Origin of the sequence: Flavobacterium sp. 2755 (genome assembly GCF_031455715.1) — a bacterium.
GTDB lineage: Bacteria > Bacteroidota > Bacteroidia > Flavobacteriales > Flavobacteriaceae > Flavobacterium.
Map to the genome: position 1 here is coordinate 98,022 of NZ_JAVDTG010000007.1, position 22,542 is coordinate 120,563.

Below are 22,542 nucleotides of genomic sequence, written 5' to 3' on the forward strand. Positions count from 1 at the left end.
CTGCAATCTAAATCGTCAATCTTTGTCGATCAACGAATGCTATCCTTCCTCCGTCAGGATGACAAACTTTGCCGTAATTTTTTTTAATCAATTTCAATCAAGGCCTTAATCACATTATTTTTCGGATCAATTAATTGCCCGAAATCAGTAATCATTTCTGAGAAACTCGTTCTGTGCGTAATGTATTTTTTAGGATCAATTTTACCTTCTTTCAAACATTTCATTACATATTCAAAATCTTCAATAGTCGCATTTCTACTGCTCATTAAAGTAGATTCTCTTTTATGAAAATCAGGATGACTGAAACTCAATTCTCCTTTTTGAAGACCGACTAAAACAAATCTTCCGCCATGCGAAATATAATTGAAAGCACTGTTCATCACTTTCTGATTTCCGGTTGCATCGATCACTACATTAGCCATATCACCGTTCGTCAATTCAGCCAGTTTTGCCGCTATATCATCGTTTAACGGATTAATAGTTTCATCAGCATTTAATTCGGTTTTACAGAAGTTTAATCGGTAATCGTTGATATCCATTACGATAACTTTTGCTCCGGCAATTTTAGCAAACTGAATTAATCCAATTCCAATTGGCCCAGCTCCCATTACCAAAACTGTATCAGTTGACTTAACAGCCGCTCTTCGTACTCCGTGCGCTGCAATTGCCAATGGTTCAACCAAAGCCAGTTCATCATAATCTAATCCCTGACCGTGAAGTAAATACTGTTCTGGAATCGTTACATATTCGGCCATTCCGCCATCAATATGAACTCCAAAAACTTTGATATTTACACAGCAGTTTGTCAATCCATTTCGGCATGCAACACATTTTCCGCAGTTGAAATACGGAATAAAAGTTACTTTATCACCCGGTTTAAAACCTGCTGCATTTCCCTTTACATATTCTGCCGCCAATTCATGGCCTAAAATTCTAGGATATTCAAAATACGGCTGCGTTCCGCCAAAAGCGTGAATATCAGTCCCGCAGATTCCGATTCTTTTTATTTTCAAGAGAACTTCACCGTCTTTTGGTTCGGGAATTTCTTTTTCTTTTAATTTAAACTCCTGCGGTTTTTCGCATACAATAAATTTCATCTTTGATTTTTTTTAAATACTCGTAGAACACAATTCGTGAAATTTTATTTAACACATAGAAACATAGGTTTTTCCTTTTTTAATAAGAAGACGAAAATAAATGATATATCATTTACACATAGCCATGTTTGTTATTGCAAGTGAAACGCCTTTTTTTGAGTATCGAATATCTATGTTTCTATGTGTTTAAATTATTATACTCAACGAGTTAATAATTACTTTTTATATGCAACTGCAGTCTGCTTGCTTGTACCTAAACCTTCAATTCCAAGTTCTACAACATCACCTGCTTTTAAGTAAATTGGATCCGGTTTAATACCCAAACCAACTCCCGGAGGCGTTCCTGTACTAATGATATCGCCCGGAAGCAAAGTCATAAACTGACTTAAATAATGTAGTAAATAAGGAATTTTGAAAACCAAATTCAGCGTGTTGCTGTCTTGATATTTTTTACCGTTTACACTCAGCCACATCGACAAATTATCAACATCTTTTACTTCATCTTTCGTAGCCAAAAATGGTCCAAGAGGCGCAAATGTATCACAGCCTTTTCCTTTTGCCCATTGTCCGCCGCGCTCGATTTGAAATTCTCTTTCGCTGTAATCATTCAATAAAGCATAACCAGCAACGTAATCTAAAGCTTCAGCTTCTTCAACATAACTTGCTTTTTTGCCTACAACAAATGCTAACTCCACTTCCCAGTCGGTTTTTACGCTGTTTTTCGGAATAATTACATCATCATCCGGACCGCATAAAGAAGTCGTTGATTTAAAAAAGATGATAGGTTCTGTTGGAATTGGAGCACCTGTTTCTTTACAGTGATCCACATAATTTAATCCAATACAGATTATTTTTGAAGGTCTCGCAACCGGAGATCCCAAACGTACGCTAGCATCAACTTCCGGTAAAGAAGGATTATTTTCTAATGCTTTTTGTAATTTTTCTAAACCATTATCTTCAAAAAAGCTTTCGTTAAAGTCTGAAACGATAGAAGAAACATCATATCTTTTTTCATTAATTAAAACTCCTGGTTTTTCTTTTCCGATTTCTCCAAAACGTATTAATTTCATTGTATTCTTATTTTTAGGTTATTTTTAAAAGTTGCTAAGATGCTGAGATTCTAAGATACTGAGTTTTTTCTTTGAGTCTTAACATCTTAGAATCTCAGTATCTAATTGTTTAATTTAATAAATCCTCCGTCGATTGGGTAATCGCATCCGGTGATGAATCCGGCTTCTTCGCTGCATAAGTATAAAGCCAAAGCTGCGATTTCGTCTGGTTTTCCCATACGGCCTATCGGCTGTGATTTAGACAATTTTTCGAACATTTCTTCTTCTTTTCCGGCGTAATTTTTAGAGATAAATCCGTCTACAAAAGGTGTGTGAACCCTTGCCGGAGAAATAGAATTACATCTGATATTTTCACTTAAATAATCTCTCGCTACAGATAAAGTCATTGCCATAACAGCTCCTTTTGCAGTTGAATATGCAAATCGGTCTGAGATTCCAACCCACGCCGCAATTGACGCCATGTTCAAAATTACACCACCACCTGAAAGTCTAAATTGTGGAATCGCGGCAAACAAACAGTTGTAAACTCCTTTTACGTTTACATCCATTACACGGTCAAAATCAGCTTCAGAAGTTGTATCAACTTTACCAACATTAGCGATTCCGGCATTATTGATTAAAATATTAATGTTTCCTATTTTCTCAAAAGTCGCTTTAACATCAGCCTGACTGGTAACATTACACGCATACGAAAACACATTTCCGCCAGCATTTTTAATTTCGTCAACGGCATCTTGTGCACTTTCAATAGATAAATCAATAATATGAACTTCTGCTCCCTGTTTGGCAAACAAGACCGCAATTGCTCTCCCTATTCCGCTTCCGCCTCCTGTTATGACTGCTTTTTTACTTTGTAATGAAAACATTTTAATATAATTTAATATTTAAGAATCTTAATTAATGGGACCAATAATGTGGCTAATTTAATAAATGTAAAATACACAATTACAAATGTAATCGATTAAATATAATTTTGCATTTTATTTTTCTACTAATATAATAAAATGATCATTCTTTAATAAATTATAACAATTTTTATTTGCTTTGTAAAAAAATATGCCTTGTTTAAAACTTTTGATAAAAAAATCAATGTAAAAAGTTACATTTTCTTGCTCAATTCAATCTAATTCCTAATTTTGTAATTGTATTTTTTACATTTATTATTTTCCAAATATATAATTCAAGAAAAATGGCAATATTAAAAGGCATAACGTGGAATCATACAAGAGGTTTATTACCAATGGTTGCAACGGCACAACGCTTTACCGAGTTAAATCCGGATATCGAAATTACCTGGGAGAAAAGAAGTTTACAAGAATTTGCAGATGCTTCTATCGAAGATTTAGCAAAACGATTTGATTTGTTGGTTATCGATCATCCGTGGACAGGTTTTGGAGCACATACAAATGCTATCCTCCCACTCTCTGATTATTTACCTGCCAATTATATTAAAGATCAGGAAATAAATACCGTAGGGAAATCATACGGAAGTTATGTTTTTAGCAATAAATTATGGGCTTTGCCAATTGACGCTGCGACTCCGGTTGCTGCGGCACGTTTAAATATTTTAGAAAAAAAGGGACTTGAAGTACCTCACACATACGACGATTTATTGGCTTTAGCCAAAAAAGGATTAGTCGCTTTTGCCGGAATCCCGGTTGATGTTTTAATGAGTTTTTATATGTTTTGCTGCAGTTTAAGCGAAGCTCCGTTTCAGTCTGAAGAAAAAGTTATTTCTGTGGAAACAGGAAAAAAAGCTTTACAAATGTTTCGTGAACTGGCTCAATTAATCGATCCGAAGAATTTTAACCGAAATCCAATTCAGGTTTATGAAGCAATGGTAAATTCAGATGAAATTGCCTACTGCCCTTTTGCTTATGGATATTCAAATTATTCAAGAGCTGGATACAGCAAAAATCTGCTTCATTTTTATGATTTGGTTAAGCTGAATAATGCGCCTATGATTAGTTCTCTGGGCGGAACAGGATTAGCTGTTTCTTCTTTCAGCAAACACATTCCCGAAGCAATTCGTTATGCTGAATTTACGGGTTCGTCTCAAGTTCAGCAGAATATTTTTGCCGATAATGGAGGTCAGCCGGGACATTTACAAGCCTGGAAAAAAGACCGAATCAATTCTATAACCAACAATTATTTTAAAAATACTTTACCCGCTTTAGAAAGAGCTTTTTTACGACCAAGATATTCCGGACACATGTATTTTCAGGATCATGCCGGCGACGTTGTTCGTGATTATTTAATGAATGGCGGTGACGAAGAACTGGTTTTAGATGCATTAAATGCGCTTTATGCTAAATCCTTAAAACTGCAAAATTCATGAAACCATTAGAAGGATTAATTGTATTAGAGTTCTGCCAGTTTTTGGCGGGTCCTTCTGCCGGATTAAAATTAGCCGATTTAGGCGCGAGAGTTATCAAAATCGAGCGTCCTGTAAAAGGTGAAGCGTGTCGACAATTAAGTATTAAAGATCTTTTTGTTGACGACAGCAGTCTTTTATTTCATACGATTAACAGAAATAAAGAATCTTTTGCAGCCGATTTAAAAAATCCTGACGATCTAGTTTTAATCAAAAAACTAATCGAAAAGGCTGATATTATGACACATAATTTCAGACCGGGTGTAATGGAAAAAATCGGATTGGATTATACTACCACGCTTACTATAAATCCAAAGATAATATATGGAACTATAACAGGTTACGGTGATAAAGGCCCTTGGGCAAAAAAACCGGGACAGGATTTGCTTTTGCAGTCACTTTCGGGTTTAAGCTGGCTTAGCGGACGAAAAAGCCAGGGACCTGTTCCTTTTGGTTTGGCTGTCGCCGATTTAATGTGTGGGAATCATTTTGTACAGGGAATTTTAGCCGCATTATTAAAAAGAGCTAAAACCCGAAAAGGGGTTTTGGTTGAAGTAAGTTTACTGGAATCTATTTTAGATGTTCAGTTTGAAGCGATTACTTCTTTCTTAAACGATGGCGGACAACAACCGGAACGAGGCGATATTAAAGGAAGTGCACACGCTTTTTTAAGTGCTCCTTACGGAGTTTACAAAACACAAGACGATTATATTTCGCTGGCAATGGGTGATTTACTTTTCATAGGAAATACGCTTGGAGTCGATTTAAATCAATATGCTGATAAACATCTTTGGTTTGAAAAAAGAGATGAAATCAGAATCCTTTTAGCCAATAAATTAGCCGAACAAAAAGCAGATTATTGGTTAGAATTACTTCAAAAACAAGGTATTTGGGCTGGAAAAGTTCTCAATTATGAAACGTTGGATAAGCAGCCTTTTGTCAATGAATTAAACTTAAAACAAACCGTAAAAAACTCAGGTGGAGAAACTTTAGTTACAACCCGAAGTCCGATTCAGCTTGACGGTAAAATTTTAAGCAGTACAAAAGCAGCGCCTAAAGTGGGCGAAGATAATTTAGCAATACAAGAAGAATTTATTCGCTGAATCGTATTCAATAACGATTAAACAAATAAACGATTCAACGAATAAACAAAAAAATGAAACCTTTAGAAGATTATTTAATAGTAGATTTTAGTCAGTTTCTTTCGGGTCCGTCGGCAAGTCTTCGTTTGGCCGATTTGGGCGCACGTGTTATAAAAATTGAAAAACCGGGAACTGGCGATATTTGCAGAACCTTATATACTTCTGACTTAATCATGAACGGCGAATCGTCTGTTTTTCATACCATAAACAGAAATAAAGAATCGTTTGCCATTGATTTTAAACAGCCGTCAGCACTTCAAAAATTAAAAAAATTATTGGCTAAAGCCGATGTTGTTATGCATAATTTCAGACCGGGCGTTATGGAACGGATTGGTTTAAGTTATGATGATGTAAAAGCGATTAATCCAACGGTGGTTTATGCTTCGATTTCAGGTTTTGGAAATCATCCTGAACTTAAAAATTTACCGGGACAGGATTTATTATTACAATCATTAACTGCTCTGACTTGGCTGAGCGGTAATCAGGAAGATGGTCCCGTACCAATGGGATTGTCGATTGTAGATATGCTTGCGGGTGCGCATTTAGCACAAGGAATTTTAGCGGCTTTATATCGAAAAGCAACACAAAATATAGGCGGAACGGTTCAGGTAAGTATGTTGGAATCAGCATTTGATTTTCAGTTTGAAACCATTACGACTTTCTTTAATGATGGCGGTGAATTACCTGTTAGAACTAAAACTAATAATGCGCACGCTTATTTAGGCGCGCCATACGGAATTTACCAAACTAAAAACGGTTATATGGCTTTGGCAATGGGATCGATTCCGGTTTTGGCTTCACTGCTAAAATGTGATGAATTATTACAATTTCCGGAAAATAAATTTACGCTTAGAGACGAAATAAAAAATATTCTGGCTTCTCACCTATTGACGCAGGAAACGCAGTTTTGGCTGGATATTTTAGAACCGGCTGATATTTGGTGTGCAGGAGTTTTAAACTACGAACAGCTTTTCAAAGAAGATGGTTTTAAAGTTTTAGAATTTACGCAGCAAGTTGAAATGCTTGACGGCTATTCGTATAAAACTACAAGATGCCCTATAAAAATTGACGGTGAATATTTTACATCTGATAAAGGTTCTCCAAAATTAGGACAAGATAACGAGCTAATTATAAAAGAATTTATAGCATAAGTATGGACAAATTTAGAATCGCTGTTAGAAAATTTTCTCCTTTTGAAAGTACGCTGAAAAAGCTGTGGGATGCCTTCTGTCTGAAAAACAATGTTCAGATTGAGGTTGAAATGATTCCGCTGGAACTGCACGATCTTTATGAAGAAACTATTATCAATAAAGGTTTAAAAAACGGAAAATGGGATATTGCGCACTTAAATACGGATTGGATTTTTGATGCTGCAAATGAAAGAGCGGTTCTCGATTTAACGTCTTTTATCAATCAAAATCCGCCGCAGGATTATCCTGAAGGCTGGCATCAATCGTTATTAAACCTGCAGCAGATTAATGGCGGAATTTACGGACTTCCGTTTCATGATGGCCCTGAATGTTTGATTTACAGAAAAGATTTATTTGAAGATTTATCCGAAAAAGAAAACTTCAAGAAACAATTTGGTTACGAATTGTTCCCTCCAAAAACTTGGGAGCAATTCACCCAAATTGCCACATTTTTTAATCGTCCTGAAAGCAATTTATTCGGCTGTGTTTTTGCCAATTATCCTGACGGTCATAATATGGTTTTCGATTTCTGCCTGCAATTATGGACGCGCGGCGGATCTCTTTTAAATCCTCAAAACAAAATAAATATCAATCATAATCAAGCAGCTGCAGCTTTAGATTATTATAGAAAAATTGTTAACAATACAAATGCGGTTCATCCGGGTTCCAAGAATTTTGGTTCTGTTGAAGCAGGAATGGCTTTCGCCGAAGGACAAGCCGCAATGGCAATTAACTGGTTTGGATTTGCCTCGATGTGTGAAGTGATTGAGGAATCGAAAGTAAAAGGCAAAGTTGATATTACCGAATTACCGCACGATGAAAACCACAAAACGGCTTCATTAAATGTGTATTGGCTTTATACAATTGGCATTGGAAGTAAAAATAAAGCACTTGCTTATGACTTTTTACGATTTGCAACAACAGCAGAAAGCGATAAATTATTGACAACCGAAGGCGGAATTGGCTGCAGAAAATCAACATGGAATGATGTCGAAATCAACAAAACGATTCCGTATTACCATAAACTGGAAATGCTGCATGAAAATGCTTTGACATTACCGCAAACTCCAATTTGGCCAAAAGTAGCAGAATTGATAGATCAAATGGTTTTAAAAGCGATTGAAACGGATATTCCGTCGAAAACACTTTTAGAAGAAACGCAGCAAAATATTGAAAAACTAACTCTAAATGTTTAACCACAATCTTGTCATTCCGAGGAACGAGGAATCTTCGTAACAAACTAACACATAGTTTATTTAGCTTGTCGAGCTACTAACGAAGATTCCTCGTTCCTCGGAATGACAAAAATGAGGATACTGGTTTTGGTGATAAAACCTTTATCAAAGTTCCTTGATTAATTATAAAACATATAAAAAATGAATATTCCATATAAACCTTTACTGCCCGAAACCAAACAGCCCATTATCATTATCGGAGCAAGCGGAATCGTAAAAGATGCGCACCTGCCTGCTTACAAAATGGCTGGTTTTACGGTTTTTGGTATTACGAACAGAACGATTGCAAAAGCACACGATTTAGCCAAAGAATTTGAAATTCAGCACGTTTTTGAAAATGTTTCCGATGCGGTTAAAAATGCGCCGTCAAATGCGGTTTACGATATTACCGTTTTACCTGATCAATACATCGAAATATTAGAGCAATTGCCTGATGGAGCAGCAGTTTTGATTCAGAAACCAATGGGAAATGATTTGGCTCAGGCAAGAGAAATTGTAGAAGTCTGCGAAAGAAAAAATCTTGTTGCTGCTATCAATTTTCAGCTTCGATTCTCCCCTTTTGTCAGCGCTGCGAGATATTTAATTAACGAAGGATTGCTTGGCGATTTATACGATTTTGAGTTTAAAGTAACCGTAAATACACCGTGGGAATTGTTTCCGCTGATTAAGGAACATCCCAGATTGGAAATTCTTTTTCACAGTGTTCACTATATCGATTGCATTCGCTCGTTTCTGGGAAATCCGAAAAGTGTGATGGCGAAAACAGCGAAACATCCTCTTAAAAAATTATCATCGAGCCGTTCTACTATTATTTTAGATTATGGAGAAGATAAACATGTGGTTATCAATACGAATCATGATCATCATTTTGGTCCAAATCACGAAGAAAGCTACATTAAATGGGAAGGCACAAAAGGCGCAATCAAAGCCAAAATGGGATTACTAATGAATTATCCCGACGGACTTCCTGACATTTTTGAATATGCAATTGAAGACGAAAACGGTCAATACGAATGGAAAAAAATCAATCTTGAAGGTTCATGGTTTCCAGAAGCTTTTATTGGAACAATGTCAAACCTAATGCGTTTTAAAGAAGGCTCAGATTCTAAATTACTGGCAAGCGTTCAGGACGTTTTAGACACCATGAAAGTCGTTGAAGCCTGTTACATCAGCAACACAAACGGCGGTATTTCCCTCACTGAACTATAAAATTTTAAACCATATAAGTGATATAAGTTCATTTAATCACTTTGTGTAAAAAGTAGAAACAAAATTTTAAACCATATAAGTGATGTAAGTTCATTTAATCACTTTGTGTATAAAACAATAAATAATTTAAAACCATATAAGTTATGTAAGGTCATTTAAATCATTTTGCGCATAGCTTTTATGACCTAAAATAAGCGTTCTTAAATTCAACGCACTGCTTAAATGACCTTACATAACTTATATGGTGAAATAAAAAAACAACATTATGTATTTCAAATCAACCTTTTTCGAGGATTATAAACTTGAAGATAAAAGAGTTACATTAGGAAGAACTATTACAGAAACCGATTTTGTGGTTCATGCCGGACACACGGGAGATTTTTTCCCACATCACATGGACGAAGAATGGTGCAAAACGCAGCCATTCGGACAGCGTATTGCTCACGGAACTATGGTTTTTGCTATTGGTATCGGATTAACTGCTTCTGAAATAAATCCTGAGGCTTTTTCAAGAGGATATGACAAAATGCGATTCGTAAAACCAGTTCATATTGGTGATACAATTCATTCTGAAATCACGATTTCGGAAAAAGGCGAAGCAAAAAATCCAGAAATGGGAACCGTAACAGAACATGTTGAAATCATTAACCAAAGAGGTGAAGTGGTTTTGGTATGTGATCACTTATTATTGGTGAAGAAAAGATCCTAAGGTAATAAGTTTCTAAGATGCTAAGATTTAAAACTTTGCGTCTTAGTGCCTTCGTGGTAAAAAAACCTTTGAACCTTTGTCCCTCAGAACCTTAAAAAAAAACAAATGCAAGTAACAAACCAAACAGGCGATCTACACGAAGTGCCGAACGAAGGCGGAAAAACTAACTATCTTCTGCCATTTATTTTAATTACCAGCTTATTTTTCCTTTGGGGAATGGCGCACAACCTGGATTCTATTTTAATCCCGCATTTAAAAAAGGCGTGTGAATTAAACAACCGTCAATCGACATTGATTGATACTTCCGTTTTCTTTGCCTATTTTATAATGGCGATTCCAGCGGGAATGCTCATTAAACGATTTGGCTACAAAAACAGTATTATTACTGGATTATTGGTTTTCGCTGCGGGAGCATTTTTATTTGTGCCTGCTGCAAATTCAAGAACTTATGAATTGTTTTTATTTGCTTTATTTGTTATTGGCTGTGGATTAACAATTTTAGAAACAAGTGCCAATCCGTATGCTGCTATTTTAGGCCCTGCTGAATCTTCTTCTAAAAGATTAAATTTAGCGGCTTCTTTCAACGGATTAGCGGCTATGGTCGCTCCAATTGTGGGTTCGTTATTCATCTTATCAGGAAAAAATCATACTCCGTCACAAATGGCCGCAATGCCCGAAGCTGAAAAAGCAACCTATTTATTAGGCGAAGCGGCTGCGGTAAAAATGCCTTATATCATTTTAGGAAGTGTATTGGTTTTAGTCGCGATTATATTCTATTTCATGCATTTGCCTTCAATGAAACCACAACATACAGAAGCTGAAATAAAACCGGGATTTTTCTCTGTTTTAAAATTTCGTCATTTAAGCTGGGCTGTTGCAGCGCAATTCTTTTATGTTGGCGCGCAGGTTTGTATTACGAGTTTCTTTATTAGAATTGCACAGCAAGGTGCACATTTAGATGAAAAAACAGCCGGATATTATCTTGGTGTTTATGGTTTCTTGTTTATGGCAGGGCGTTTTATTGGCACTTTCTTCCTGAAGTTTGTAAAAGATTATGTCTTACTTTCGATTTACTGTGGTGCCAGTATTGTACTTTGTTTATTGGCCATTTACGGAACCGGAATTGTAGTTATTTATGCTTTAGGCGGTATCGGATTTTTTATGTCGATTATGTTCCCAACTATCTTTTCTTTGGGGTTGGTTGGCTTAAAATCAAATACTGAAACAGGTTCTTCATGGTTGGTAATGTCTATTGTGGGTGGAGCGATTCTTCCATATGCAATGGGAACTTTAATTGACATGAAACACGATGATATTCAGTCTGGATATATTATTCCGCTGGTTTGTTTTGTTATCATTTTATCGTTTGGTCTGTATGGACATAAAGTGAAAAAGTAATTGATAATTGATAATTGATAATTGATAATTATCAATTATCAATTATCAATTAAAAAAAAAACGCCTCATTGCTGAGGCGTTTTTTGTCATGTTTATTTAATTAATGGCGATCATTGTGGGAATGATCGTGGTCTTTTTTTGAATCTTTTTTAGATTTATTGTTGTTTTTATTATCGTGCTTGTGCTCACCTTTAGGTTTGTTGTACTTTTCAGGTTTTGGTCCTCTGTTTTTTTGAGGTTTTCCGTGATAACCTTTTGGATAATTAGCTCTGTGCTTGGTATGGTAAGTATACGGAGCATCTCCTCTATAATTGGTTAAAACTACTTTATAACCTGAATACAAATCATACTGTCTGTATCTTGAAGGAAGCCTTTTTTCACGTACCCATCTTCCGCTGTTGTCGTAAATAAACACGCTTTGGTTTACATCATAATACACATCGATGTCAGGCAAATAATAATATCTGTCGTTATCGTACCCTTCTGGTCCCCAGCTTGGAGGTGTTCCAATATTAACATTGACTGATACCTGCGCATGGGCAAAAAATACACTCATAAATAATACTGAGGCGAATACTAATTTTTTCATGATTTTGAGTTTTTAATATTAATTTTAGTAGATATTAATCTAAAGTAGTGCCAAAATCTACATTTACAACATTCATTATACAAAAACATTAAATCAATCGACGAAGAGTACTTTTTAACCGATATACATTTTAAATTTAAAACGCCCCATTTCTGAGGCGTTTTAGTCATGTTTCAATTTAATTTAATGGCGGATATACTAATATTTTTAACCAATCAAAAATATACTCTTTTTTTTACACTAAATTATCTTTTAGACCAAGGTCTGAATTTTGACGACGAACGTAATATTCAAATTGAAACAATTTTATTTCCAGCCTCCGCCCAAAGCTCGGTATAAGTTGACAACGGCTTGCAATTTTTGTAAATTATCGTTGATTCCGCTTAATTGCGCCGCTAAAAGGTTTTGTTCAGAAGTTAATACATCTGTATAATTGGTTGCAGAGCTGTATTCTAAAAGCTGCTGTGTAAAATCGACTGCTTTTTCCAGGGCTTCAATTTGTTTTTGTCTTGAATCTTCTTTTTCAACTGCCATTTGATACGCATACAAAGCATTCGAAACTTCCTGACCCGCCGTTAAAAGACTTTGTTGAAATTTATTGTAAGCCTGTAATTGCTGAGACTGAGCAGTTGTTAATCTCAATTTGTTTTTACCCTGATTAAAAATAGGCTGTGTTAAACCTCCAATAATCGAATAAAAAATAGAATTGCTAAAGAAATCTTTTAATTCTAAATTCGAAAATCCGCCGCTTGCTGTAAGCGTTAAACTTGGATAGAAATAGGTTTTAGCCAAATTAGTAGATTCAAAAGCAACTCTGAAATTAAACTCAGCCTGACGAACATCTGGACGATTTTGCAACAATTGCGAAGGCATTCCAATCGCAATATTCTCCGGAATAATCTGCGTTCCTAATTCTCCTCTGTCAATTGGTCCCGACGCTTGTCCTAATAAGATATTCAAAGCATTTTCGGTTTCACGAATACTTTGTTTCAAATCCGGAATCAAAACTTCTGCCGCATGTTGGTTGGCTTCACTCTGCACAACCGCTGCTCCGGTAACAATAGCGCCTTCTTTTAAATCTTTAATGGTTGCTACATTTTTAATACGGCTTTCTAACGTTTCCTGTGTAATTTTCAATTGTTTATCGAAAGCTAACAGTAAGAAATAATTATTGGCAATATCTGAAATCAATTGTGTCTGAACGGCTTGTTTCGCAGCATCTGTGGCTAAATAAGTCGCTAAAGCTGCTCTTTTAGAACTGCTTAATTTACCCCAGATATCCGCTTCCCAAGATGTACTTAAACCTAATTTATAAGTTGTCGTTAAGGTATTGATGTTGATTCCTGCCGGAAAGTTAAGTCCTGCTTCAGATTGTTTCGTGTGTGTTGCATTGGCATCCAATTGTAAGGTTGGATAATACGCTAATTTACTTTGACGAAGTGAAGCTTGTGCCTGAATGATATTCTCAATAGCATTTTTCAAATTAAGGTTATTGTCTAATCCTTTTTGAATTAATGCATTCAGTTTTTCATCTTTAAAAACGCTCTGCCACGGCATATCTGCAATCGTAGTCGAATCGGCAGAAGCCTCATCACGATACAGCTTATCTGTCGAGAGTGTTGTTGGGCGTTCGTACTTTTTGGTAATCGAGCACGCACTTAAAAGTGCGGCCGCAATTACCATAAGAATATATTTATTTGAACTATTAGTCATCTCTGTTTTAATTTAATTTTACTCTTTGTGAGCTTCTATTAACTGAATTTCCTCGTCATCGTCTTCATCATCATAACCATCTTTTGCAGGGCCGCTCACTCTTTCTTGTAAAGTCTGGAAAATGATAAATAAAACCGGAATAACAAATACTCCTAAAATGGTTCCTATTAACATACCTCCAACTGCTCCTGTACCAATCGATTTGTTCCCCACAGCTCCTGCTCCGGTAGCAAACATCAATGGAACTAATCCTAAAATGAAGGCGAAAGAAGTCATCAAAATTGGTCGTAAACGTGCCACGGCCCCTTCAATTGCTGCTTGTACAATTGGCAGACCTTTTCGTCTTCTGTCCAAAGCAAATTCTACAATCAAAATACCGTTCTTGGCCAAAAGTCCAATCAACATGATTAAGGAAATCTGCAGGTAAATGTTACTATTCAGTTTAAAAATAATCGAGAATAAATACGCTCCGGCTAATCCAAACGGGATCGACAATAATACCGCAAATGGTAAAATATAACTTTCGTATTGTGCACTCAGTAAGAAATAAACGAAAACCAGACACAAAATGAAAATGAAAATCGTTTCACTTCCAGATGCTAATTCCTCACGTGTTAATCCTGAAAATTCATATCCATAACCTGCCGGAAGATTTTCTGCAGCCACTTCCTGAATCGCTTTAATCGCATCTCCCGAACTAAATCCAGGATTTGGTGCTCCTGTAATAGCAATAGAAGAGAAAAGGTTAAATCTCGAAATAGATTCCGGCCCAAAAACTCTGGTCATTTTTACAAATTCTGTAATTGGAGCCATGTTTCCGGCGCTGTTTCTAATAAAGATTTTATTCAGTCCTTCGGTATTCGTACGGAATTCCGGAGAAGCCTGAATCATTACACGGTATTGTTTTCCGAATTTATTAAAGTTCGAAGCATACAATCCACCATAATATCCCTGCATCGTTGATAAAATCGAATTTATCGAAACTCCTGCATCTTTGGCTTTTGCCAAATTAATATCCATCATATATTGAGGGAAACCAGGATTAAACGGCGTTGTTGCGTATTGTATTTCTGGACGTTTCGATAATTTTTCCAAAAACTCCGTATTTACTTTAAAGAATTCAGCAGTTGTGTGTCCGCCTTTATCCTGAAGTTGGAATTCGAATCCACCACTTTGTCCAAAACCTTGAATTGTTGGCGGTGAAATAAAGAAAATATTAGCTTCACGAATACCGCTTGTTTTAGCAAAAAGCTGTCCGATAACATCATTTACACTTAACTCTCTTTGATCCCAAGGATACAATTTCACAATAACCATACTGTAAGCACTTCCCGCTCCGGCTGTAAAGTTCTGCCCCACAATACGAAGTGTATTTTTTACTCCCGGAATAGTTTTTGCAATACTGTCAACTTTTTTCGCAATTACATCAGAACGTTCCATCGAAGCCGATGGTGGTAAACTAATATTGGCAAAAACAGTTCCCTGATCTTCCGCAGGAACGAAAGCAGACGGCGTGGTTTTCATCATATAAAATAAACTCGCACCAGCAATAACAATAGCCGCTAATACAATCCATTTTTTAACGGAAAGGAAACTTACCGAACGCTTGTATCTTTCGGTTACATTTTCAAATGCAACGTTAAACGACGTATAAAATCTTTGAAGATAACTTTTATGTTTATGATCGTCAGCGTGTGGTTTTAAAAGCAAAGCACACAAAGCCGGACTCAAAGTCAAGGCATTTACTGCCGAAAGAATAATTGCAACAGCCAGCGTGATACCAAATTGTTTGTAGAAAACCCCTGTTGATCCATTGATAAAAGTTACCGGAATAAATACCGCCGCCATTACCAATGTAATCGAAATAATCGCTCCCGAAATTTCGCTCATCGCATCAATCGTAGCTTTTTTAGACGATTTATAACCGTGATCTAATTTGGCATGCACTGCCTCGACGACCACAATGGCATCATCGACCACAATACCAATGGCAAGAACCATCGCAAAAAGCGTTAATAAGTTAATCGTAAATCCGAATAAACTCAGGAAGAAAAATGTTCCTACAATCGCAACCGGAACGGCAATGGCCGGAATTAACGTTGATCTAAAATCCTGAAGGAAAATAAATACTACGATGAAAACCAGTATAAAAGCTTCGATCAAAGTATGAATTACTTTTTCAATTGAAGCATCTAAGTTTTCGTTAACGTCAACCAGAATGGTATATTTTACTCCTTTTGGAAAACTCTTTGCTGCTTCATCAATTAATTTTTTAGAATTGTTGATTACGTCACGCGCGTTTGATCCCGGAGTCTGGCTGATTGCCATCGCTGCCGATTCTACACCGTTTGTTTTAATCGTTGAAGCATAACTTAAAGATCCTAACTCTACTTTCGCCACATCTTTAAGGCGAAGCATTTGTCCGTTTCCAACTGATTTTATAACAATATCCTCAAATTCCTGAGCACTTGTTAAACGTCCTTTGTATTTAATTACATATTGAAAAGCCTGATTTCCGTTTTCACCAAATTTACCCGGTGCGGCTTCGATATTCTGTTCTGCCAAAGCAGCCGAAATATCACTCGGAATCAATTTGTATTGCTGCATTACGTCTGGTTTCAGCCAGATTCTCATCGAATAATCTTTGGCACCAAAAACGGTTACATCTCCTACTCCAACTACACGCTGAATTTGCGGTACAAGATTGATCTTCGCATAATTTTGAAGGAACGTCTGATCGTAAGCTTTATCTTCACTATATAAAGAGAAAATTAATAAGTTACTACTCTGGCTTTTAGTTACTGTAACCCCAGCCTGAGTTACCTCTACTGGCAGTAAACTTGTTGCTCTTGAAACCCTGTTTTGAACGTTTACCGCTGCTAAATCAGGATTTGTTCCTACTTTAAAGAAAATTTTGATCGAAGCATTTCCATCATTTGTTGCTGTAGAAGTCATGTACGTCATGTTTTCTACACCATTAATTTGCTCTTCAAGCGGAATTACAATACTTTTTAATACCACATCTGCATTGGCACCCGTATAACTTGCCGATACGTTTACCGTTGGCGGCGCAATATCCGGATACTGAGAAATAGGTAACTCAATTAGGCCCAAAACACCTAAAATGACAATAATAACAGATATTACTGTCGAGAGTACAGGTCTTTGTATAAATTTTTTAAACATTTCTTTTATTTTAAATCGGCGTATACTGTTTCTGCTTTTTGATTTTGAGCTTTAATCTCGCTTCCTTCTTTTAAAGCAGCAACTCCTTCTAATACAATTTCGTCACCTGCTTTTAAACCGCTTGTTACTACATAATAATTATTAGTTGTATTTTCAAGTACCGTGATATTGACATTTTTAGTTTTATTGTCTTTTCCTAAAACTACTGCGAATATTTTATCCTGAAGCTCAAATGTTGCGCTTTGAGGAACTATGATTACATCTTTAACGTCATTTGGAATTCTAACTGTTGTGCTGCTTCCGCTTCTGATAACTCCTCTTGGATTTGGGAAACGAGCCCTGATATTTACCGTTCCGGTTTCGGTATTAATTAATCCGTTTACGGTTTCGATTTTACCTTTTTGATCGTATGCAGAACCATCTGAAAGCAATAAAGAAACTGCCGGAAGACTTTTAATTTTTTGATTTAATGAAGCTCCGGAATCTTTAGTAAAATTCAAAAGTGCTTTTTCATTTAAAGCAAAATAAGCATATACATTTCCAATGCTCGAAACTGTAGTTAAAGGTTCTGTTGTATTAGAACTTACCAAACTTCCTAAACGAAACGGGATCGAACCTACAACACCGTCAACCGGGCTTGTTACGGTTGTATATCCTAAATTGGTTTTAGCATTTACTAAAGCAGCATTTGCCTGAGCTAAAGAAGCCACTGCAGATTCATAAGTATATTGTGCTGATTCTAAATCATATTTACTAATAATTCCTTTTTCAACCAATGGCCTTACTTTGTTTACAGCTAATTTTGCCGCACTTAAATCAGCCTGAGCACTTTTAATACTTGCAGATGCTGTACGAACTTGCTGCTCATATTCTGGCGCGCTTATTTTAAATAATGGCTGCCCGGCTTTTACAACTGCTCCTTCATCAACAAAGATTTTATCGATGTATCCTTCAACTCTAGGTCGGATTTCTATATTCTGCTGTCCTTGAATACTGGCTGGATAATCGCTGTTTAATGTAGCAGATTCCGGCTGTAAAGTCAGCGTTTTATACTCTTTAACCTGCGGTGCGCCTCCGGCCTGAGCCGATTTATCATTTTTACCGCAAGATGCGATAATAACTGATGCTGCGAGAATGCTTAAAAATGATTGCTTATTCATTTGAAATAATATCTAATTATCGATTATATGACAGCAAATGAAATAAAATATAACACGCAAAAATTTTGAAATAGACGGAGAGCAAATGACAATCGATAAAGATAGCCTGACACACGATGGGATTTTTTAAAAGTTAAACAAGCGTTTAATTCCTAAACTCATCGGTTCAAAAATGGTTTTTACAGACTGTAATTCTGTTTTTAGCGATTGGTTCAAAATTGCATTCAAATAAACAGTAATATTGCCAAAAAGATAAAATTCGAAATGGCATCAAAAGTATACAGATCTTATTATTTTACCGGACTTCATATTCTGAGCTGGTTATTATTGGGATTCATCATGTTGTTTTACATGCCTTTAACCTGGAATGTAATTCTTCCGGGTGTGTTTTGGCTTTGGCAGATGATTGTGTTGGTTTTACTCATCATTATTTTTTATTCTAATGCCAAAATCATAGTTCCAAAAACCATTATAAAAGACAATACTTCTCCGTTTTTGATTTGGGCTTTTCTCACCGTTTTTGCCATGCAGGTTATTGCTTATTTTTATACTTCTCAAACGGATCTTCATAATAAAATCAGTTTGGTTTTAGGGTTTAAAAAATACCGAAATCCGTATTTTGACAATTATGTTTTAATGCTCACTTTATTGGTTTTAGGAATCAGCACGAGCTGGGCAATGTTACAGCATTGGCAGAAAGCCGCACAACACAAACAAAAATTAGAGCAGGATAAAACGATGGCCGAATTGGCGATGCTAAAAGCGCAGATTAATCCGCATTTTTTCTTTAATTCACTAAACAGTATTTATTCGCTTACGTATACAAATATTGAAGATTCGAGAAATGCGCTTCATACGTTAAGCCGAATGATGCGTTACTTACTTTACAGTACCGAAGAAACAACTACTTTATTAAAAGAAGCCGAGTTTATGAGAGATTTTATCTCGCTGATGAAACTTCGTGCAAACAAAAAATTAACGATTACAACCGATATTCCAGAAAAGATACACGATTACCCAATTGTTCCGATGTTATTACTACCTTTAGTAGAAAATGCTTTTAAACACGGCATTCACGCTACGGACAAAAGTGAAATTTATATTTCGCTGAGACAAGACGGAAGCAATCTTGAATTTGAGGTAAAAAACACCTATTTCGAAAAAACAGCAACGACTGATGAAGGCGGAATTGGTTTAACGAATACAAAACGCAGACTCCATTTAATATATCCGAACAAACATACGCTGACAGCCGGCATTGGTAAAAACGGAATGTATGATGTAAAACTGCAAATAAACTTAGAGTAATGGCAGTATTAAAATGTATAGCAGTAGATGATGAACCTCTCGCATTAAGACTTGTCGAAACTTTTATCGAACAAACTCCTTTTTTACAATTAACGGCAAGCTGCGATAACGCAGTTGAAGCTATGAGTTTAATAAGAGAAAAACAGCCCGATCTTGTTTTTTTAGATATCAATATGCCCAATTTAACGGGAATGGAACTGGCGAGACTTTTGCAGGAACAGCCGGGTTTAGTGCCAAAAATCGTTTTTACAACCGCTTACAATCATTATGCTATTGAAGGTTATAAAGTAAATGCAGTTGATTATCTTTTAAAACCTTTTAGTTATGAAGAGTTTCTGCGCGCTGCCAATAAGGTATTGCAAATAACAGAAGAAGCTTCAAATAACTTCCAGACGGTTGCGGCAGATGACGAATTTATTTTCTTAAAAGTTGAATACCAATGGGTTCGAATTCCGCTTAAAGAAATTTTATATATCGAAAGTTTAAAAGATTATGTAAAAGTACATCTTGACGATTCTCAAAAAGGAGTGCTTTCGCTGATATCCTTAAAAGCTTTAGAAGAAAAACTACCATCGGCAAAATTTATGCGTGTTCATCGCTCGTTTATCGTTTCTCTTGACAAAATAAACGCCATTACCAAGAATTCTATTTTCATTGGAAAAACAGAAATTACTGTGGGCGAACAATACAAAGAAACGTTTAAAACAATTGTCGATAAATGGCTGAAATAACATTGAAAATTAAAATATCATGCAAAAAAGATCCAACAAATATTATCTAACCTTAAGCCTGAAAGAATACGCCAACGGCGACACGCACCCTGCAAAAGAATTAGGAATAGAATTTGATAATCACGACGAAATATTTGGAATTATACAAAAGATAAAAGACAAGAATATATTCGAAAATCCGCACGAAGCCACGCAATTTGCACTTGGATTAAAATTGTTCAGCGAAATAAAATTAAAACATAGAAATAATCCTTTGTTTGATGAATTGAATGAAGTGTTTCCAGTTTTCATGAAGAAGTTGAAAAGTCTTTAAGCGCAAGTTTACAGTCGCAGTTTTCAGTCTATCTTACTAAACTATTTACTACTTACTATTTACTATTTACTATTTACTATTTACTATTCACTATTTACTATTCACTAATTACTATTCACTAATTACTATTCACTTATTTCCTTTTTATTCCCTAATTTAGTTATCCCAAAAAACCAAGATCATGGATAACAAAATAACCAAAGAAGATATCAGTCAGGAAGTATTTGATTTATATGATGACTACGCACATAATAAAATTAACCGAAGACAATTTGTAGAAAAACTTTCCATATTTGCGGTTGGTTCGCTTACACTTCCGTCACTTTTAAGTTTTATGACGCCCAATTATGTCGACAGTATTTTAGTTCCGCCAACAGATCCAAGATTAAAAACGGGTTATATCAACTACAATTCTCCAAAAGGCGGCGGTTCTATAAAAGGTCTTTTATCTCAGCCTGCAGATTCAAAAAAGAAATTACCCGGAATAATTGTAGTTCACGAAAACCGCGGACTTAATCCGTATATTGAAGATGTGGGAAGAAGAGCTGCCGTTGAAGGTTTTATTACTCTTGCGCCCGATGCTTTGTCGCCTTTAGGCGGTTATCCCGGAAATGATGATGACGGTCGTGAATTGCAAAAGAAACGTACCCGAGAAGAAATGCTCGAAGACTTTATTGCTGCTTATGAATATCTAAAAGCACACCCAGATTGCAACGGATATATTGGCGTTGTCGGTTTTTGCTTTGGCGGATGGATTTCGAATATGATGGCGGTAAAAATTCCGGATTTAAAAGCAGCAGTTCCGTATTACGGCGGACAGCCAACAAAAGAAGAAGCCGAAAAAATAAAGACTCCGCTCCTATTGCAATACGCAGGTTTAGACACACGCGTTAACGAAGGATGGCCGGCATTTCAGGAAGTTTTAAACAAAAATAAAATCGAAAATACGGCTTATTTTTATCCAAATGTCAATCACGGTTTTCATAACAATACAACGCCAAGATACGATGAAGCTGCGGCAGCGCTATCGTGGACAAGAACTATAGATTTTTTTAAAACAAAACTGAAAAAATAAACGAGAAGTTTCTAAAATGACAAAAACTAAACCATCGGTTTATTTCTATATTCCAAAACAAGTGACATTACTTGATTTAAGCGGTGTTGTCGAAGTGTTTCAGGAAGCTTGCGATTTGGGGTTAGATTATCAGCTGATATTTATCAGCGGGCAATCATCTTTAAGTTCAAATTCGGGGTTAGAACTTTCTTCCTTAATTCATTTTACAAAAGTTAATCCGCAGAAAGAAGATATTATTTTTATTTCCGGATTTAGCACGCGCTCTTTAAATTCAATTTCTGATGATCCTATATTTTTTGACTGGCTGCATAAAGCAAATCAAAATCAAACTACAATTTGCAGCGTTTGTACCGGAGCTTTTCTTTTGGCTAAATCTGGGCTTTTAGATTATAAAGAATGTACGACGCACTGGAAATTTGTCGAGAAACTCAAAACTGATTTTCCGCTTGTAAAAACACAAAAAAATACACTTTATACGAAGTCTGAAAACATTTATACAAGTGCCGGAATTGTTACGGGAATTGATTTGGCTTTGTTTCTAATTGAAGAAAGACATGGCAAAGAAACAGCATCAAAAATAGCCAAAGAACTCGTAGTTTATAAACGAAGAAACGGAACCGAAGAACAGGAAAGTGTTTATTTACAATACCGAAATCATCGCGATGAAAAAATCCATACCATTCAGGATTGGATTATCTACAATTTAGAAAAAACTTCAACTATTGAATTTCTTGCCGAATTAGTTTTTGTGAGTCCAAGAAACTTAACCCGAATTTTCAAGAAAGAAACCGGAGTTACTATTGCGGATTACCGCACCAAATTAAGAATTGAAAAAGCAAAAAGTCTTATCGCCAATTCTGATTATAAAATTGAACATATTGCACATTTATGCGGTTATAAAACTTCTAAACAATTAAAAATTGTACTGCATCAAAATAGCGATACTTTGAGTTCTTCCATCAAAAATCTGTTGTCCTAAACCGACTATTGTTTGTCCTTTTTCTGCATTTAGTTCCAAAGTACATTTGTAGTCTAATCAAATA

General features: G+C 35.9%; 19 protein-coding genes. 12 read left to right on the forward strand and 7 right to left on the reverse strand.

Annotated features, from left to right (window positions below; genetic code table 11):
- Positions 1-83 precede the first annotated feature (83 nt).
- The 3 genes from J2Y38_RS16675 to J2Y38_RS16685 all read right to left on the reverse strand — a co-directional run bounded on the left by J2Y38_RS16675 (position 84) and on the right by J2Y38_RS16685 (position 3,033).
- Positions 84-1,097, reverse strand: coding sequence for a zinc-binding alcohol dehydrogenase family protein (locus J2Y38_RS16675; RefSeq protein WP_309844682.1), 1,014 nt, complete (start codon positions 1,095-1,097; stop codon positions 84-86).
- 215 nt (positions 1,098-1,312) lie between these two features.
- Positions 1,313-2,167: a fumarylacetoacetate hydrolase family protein gene (locus J2Y38_RS16680; protein WP_309844684.1), complete on the reverse strand. Its 855-nt coding sequence runs from the start codon at positions 2,165-2,167 to the stop codon at positions 1,313-1,315.
- Positions 2,168-2,268: 101 nt separating this feature from the next.
- The gene (locus J2Y38_RS16685; protein WP_309844687.1) at positions 2,269-3,033 is read right to left on the reverse strand and encodes an SDR family oxidoreductase; all 765 of its coding nucleotides are present in this window, start codon (positions 3,031-3,033) and stop codon (positions 2,269-2,271) included.
- 323 nt (positions 3,034-3,356) lie between these two features.
- On the opposite strand from J2Y38_RS16685, the gene J2Y38_RS16690 reads away from it, so the two are divergent.
- From J2Y38_RS16690 to fucP, 7 genes are all read left to right on the forward strand, one after another.
- Positions 3,357-4,505: an ABC transporter substrate-binding protein gene (locus tag J2Y38_RS16690; protein ID WP_309844690.1), complete on the forward strand. Its 1,149-nt coding sequence runs from the start codon at positions 3,357-3,359 to the stop codon at positions 4,503-4,505.
- Positions 4,502-5,644: a CaiB/BaiF CoA-transferase family protein gene (locus J2Y38_RS16695; protein ID WP_309844692.1), complete on the forward strand. Its 1,143-nt coding sequence runs from the start codon at positions 4,502-4,504 to the stop codon at positions 5,642-5,644. The genes J2Y38_RS16690 and J2Y38_RS16695 overlap by 4 nt, the downstream gene beginning before the upstream one ends.
- Positions 5,645-5,697: 53 nt before the next feature.
- Entirely contained in the window at positions 5,698-6,834 is a 1,137-nt protein-coding gene (locus tag J2Y38_RS16700; RefSeq protein ID WP_309844695.1) for a CaiB/BaiF CoA-transferase family protein, read from the forward strand.
- 2 nt (positions 6,835-6,836) lie between these two features.
- Positions 6,837-8,069, forward strand: coding sequence for an extracellular solute-binding protein (locus tag J2Y38_RS16705; RefSeq protein WP_309844698.1), 1,233 nt, complete (start codon positions 6,837-6,839; stop codon positions 8,067-8,069).
- Between the two features lie 180 nt (positions 8,070-8,249).
- Positions 8,250-9,317: a Gfo/Idh/MocA family oxidoreductase gene (locus J2Y38_RS16710; protein ID WP_309844701.1), complete on the forward strand. Its 1,068-nt coding sequence runs from the start codon at positions 8,250-8,252 to the stop codon at positions 9,315-9,317.
- 265 nt (positions 9,318-9,582) lie between these two features.
- Positions 9,583-10,026 (forward strand): MaoC/PaaZ C-terminal domain-containing protein, encoded by a 444-nt coding sequence (locus J2Y38_RS16715; protein ID WP_309844704.1) that lies wholly within the window; start codon positions 9,583-9,585, stop codon positions 10,024-10,026.
- A gap of 105 nt (positions 10,027-10,131) precedes the next feature.
- Positions 10,132-11,424 (forward strand): L-fucose:H+ symporter permease, encoded by a 1,293-nt coding sequence (gene fucP, locus J2Y38_RS16720; protein ID WP_309844707.1) that lies wholly within the window; start codon positions 10,132-10,134, stop codon positions 11,422-11,424.
- 100 nt (positions 11,425-11,524) lie between these two features.
- Here fucP and J2Y38_RS16725 read toward each other — a convergent pair whose 3' ends face one another.
- The 4 genes from J2Y38_RS16725 to J2Y38_RS16740 all read right to left on the reverse strand — a co-directional run bounded on the left by J2Y38_RS16725 (position 11,525) and on the right by J2Y38_RS16740 (position 18,072).
- Positions 11,525-12,013: a hypothetical protein gene (locus tag J2Y38_RS16725; RefSeq protein ID WP_309844709.1), complete on the reverse strand. Its 489-nt coding sequence runs from the start codon at positions 12,011-12,013 to the stop codon at positions 11,525-11,527.
- A gap of 306 nt (positions 12,014-12,319) precedes the next feature.
- Positions 12,320-13,726 (reverse strand): efflux transporter outer membrane subunit, encoded by a 1,407-nt coding sequence (locus tag J2Y38_RS16730; RefSeq protein ID WP_309844711.1) that lies wholly within the window; start codon positions 13,724-13,726, stop codon positions 12,320-12,322.
- A gap of 18 nt (positions 13,727-13,744) precedes the next feature.
- Positions 13,745-16,912 carry an efflux RND transporter permease subunit gene (locus tag J2Y38_RS16735; protein WP_309844712.1) on the reverse strand — a complete coding sequence of 1,056 codons (3,168 nt, stop codon included), beginning with the start codon at positions 16,910-16,912 and terminating at the stop codon, positions 13,745-13,747.
- 5 nt (positions 16,913-16,917) lie between these two features.
- Positions 16,918-18,072 carry an efflux RND transporter periplasmic adaptor subunit gene (locus J2Y38_RS16740; RefSeq protein ID WP_180856640.1) on the reverse strand — a complete coding sequence of 385 codons (1,155 nt, stop codon included), beginning with the start codon at positions 18,070-18,072 and terminating at the stop codon, positions 16,918-16,920.
- 264 nt (positions 18,073-18,336) lie between these two features.
- Here J2Y38_RS16740 and J2Y38_RS16745 point away from each other — a divergent pair, with 264 nt between their 5' ends.
- The 5 genes from J2Y38_RS16745 (at position 18,337) to J2Y38_RS16765 (ending at position 22,478) form a co-directional block, all read left to right on the forward strand.
- Positions 18,337-19,380: a histidine kinase gene (locus J2Y38_RS16745; protein ID WP_309844716.1), complete on the forward strand. Its 1,044-nt coding sequence runs from the start codon at positions 18,337-18,339 to the stop codon at positions 19,378-19,380.
- The gene (locus J2Y38_RS16750) at positions 19,380-20,111 is read left to right on the forward strand and encodes a LytTR family DNA-binding domain-containing protein (protein ID WP_291148392.1); all 732 of its coding nucleotides are present in this window, start codon (positions 19,380-19,382) and stop codon (positions 20,109-20,111) included. The genes J2Y38_RS16745 and J2Y38_RS16750 overlap by 1 nt, the downstream gene beginning before the upstream one ends.
- A gap of 19 nt (positions 20,112-20,130) precedes the next feature.
- Positions 20,131-20,424: a DUF3861 family protein gene (locus J2Y38_RS16755; RefSeq protein WP_053471908.1), complete on the forward strand. Its 294-nt coding sequence runs from the start codon at positions 20,131-20,133 to the stop codon at positions 20,422-20,424.
- A 181-nt stretch (positions 20,425-20,605) separates the two neighbouring features.
- Positions 20,606-21,499, forward strand: coding sequence for a dienelactone hydrolase family protein (locus J2Y38_RS16760; RefSeq protein ID WP_309844722.1), 894 nt, complete (start codon positions 20,606-20,608; stop codon positions 21,497-21,499).
- A gap of 16 nt (positions 21,500-21,515) precedes the next feature.
- Complete coding sequence (locus J2Y38_RS16765; RefSeq protein ID WP_309844725.1) at positions 21,516-22,478, forward strand: DJ-1/PfpI family protein; 963 nt, start codon at positions 21,516-21,518, stop codon at positions 22,476-22,478.
- Positions 22,479-22,542: the final 64 nt, after the last annotated feature.

Coding starts and splice junctions, on each gene's coding strand:
- J2Y38_RS16675 (WP_309844682.1), bottom strand. CDS start 1,097: ATGAAATTTATTGTATGCGAAAAACCGCAGGAGTTTAAATTAAAAGAA.
- J2Y38_RS16680 (WP_309844684.1), bottom strand. CDS start 2,167: ATGAAATTAATACGTTTTGGAGAAATCGGAAAAGAAAAACCAGGAGTT.
- J2Y38_RS16685 (WP_309844687.1), bottom strand. CDS start 3,033: ATGTTTTCATTACAAAGTAAAAAAGCAGTCATAACAGGAGGCGGAAGC.
- J2Y38_RS16690 (WP_309844690.1), top strand. CDS start 3,357: ATGGCAATATTAAAAGGCATAACGTGGAATCATACAAGAGGTTTATTA.
- J2Y38_RS16695 (WP_309844692.1), top strand. CDS start 4,502: ATGAAACCATTAGAAGGATTAATTGTATTAGAGTTCTGCCAGTTTTTG.
- J2Y38_RS16700 (WP_309844695.1), top strand. CDS start 5,698: ATGAAACCTTTAGAAGATTATTTAATAGTAGATTTTAGTCAGTTTCTT.
- J2Y38_RS16705 (WP_309844698.1), top strand. CDS start 6,837: ATGGACAAATTTAGAATCGCTGTTAGAAAATTTTCTCCTTTTGAAAGT.
- J2Y38_RS16710 (WP_309844701.1), top strand. CDS start 8,250: ATGAATATTCCATATAAACCTTTACTGCCCGAAACCAAACAGCCCATT.
- J2Y38_RS16715 (WP_309844704.1), top strand. CDS start 9,583: ATGTATTTCAAATCAACCTTTTTCGAGGATTATAAACTTGAAGATAAA.
- fucP (WP_309844707.1), top strand. CDS start 10,132: ATGCAAGTAACAAACCAAACAGGCGATCTACACGAAGTGCCGAACGAA.
- J2Y38_RS16725 (WP_309844709.1), bottom strand. CDS start 12,013: ATGAAAAAATTAGTATTCGCCTCAGTATTATTTATGAGTGTATTTTTT.
- J2Y38_RS16730 (WP_309844711.1), bottom strand. CDS start 13,726: ATGACTAATAGTTCAAATAAATATATTCTTATGGTAATTGCGGCCGCA.
- J2Y38_RS16735 (WP_309844712.1), bottom strand. CDS start 16,912: ATGTTTAAAAAATTTATACAAAGACCTGTACTCTCGACAGTAATATCT.
- J2Y38_RS16740 (WP_180856640.1), bottom strand. CDS start 18,072: ATGAATAAGCAATCATTTTTAAGCATTCTCGCAGCATCAGTTATTATC.
- J2Y38_RS16745 (WP_309844716.1), top strand. CDS start 18,337: ATGGCATCAAAAGTATACAGATCTTATTATTTTACCGGACTTCATATT.
- J2Y38_RS16750 (WP_291148392.1), top strand. CDS start 19,380: ATGGCAGTATTAAAATGTATAGCAGTAGATGATGAACCTCTCGCATTA.
- J2Y38_RS16755 (WP_053471908.1), top strand. CDS start 20,131: ATGCAAAAAAGATCCAACAAATATTATCTAACCTTAAGCCTGAAAGAA.
- J2Y38_RS16760 (WP_309844722.1), top strand. CDS start 20,606: ATGGATAACAAAATAACCAAAGAAGATATCAGTCAGGAAGTATTTGAT.
- J2Y38_RS16765 (WP_309844725.1), top strand. CDS start 21,516: ATGACAAAAACTAAACCATCGGTTTATTTCTATATTCCAAAACAAGTG.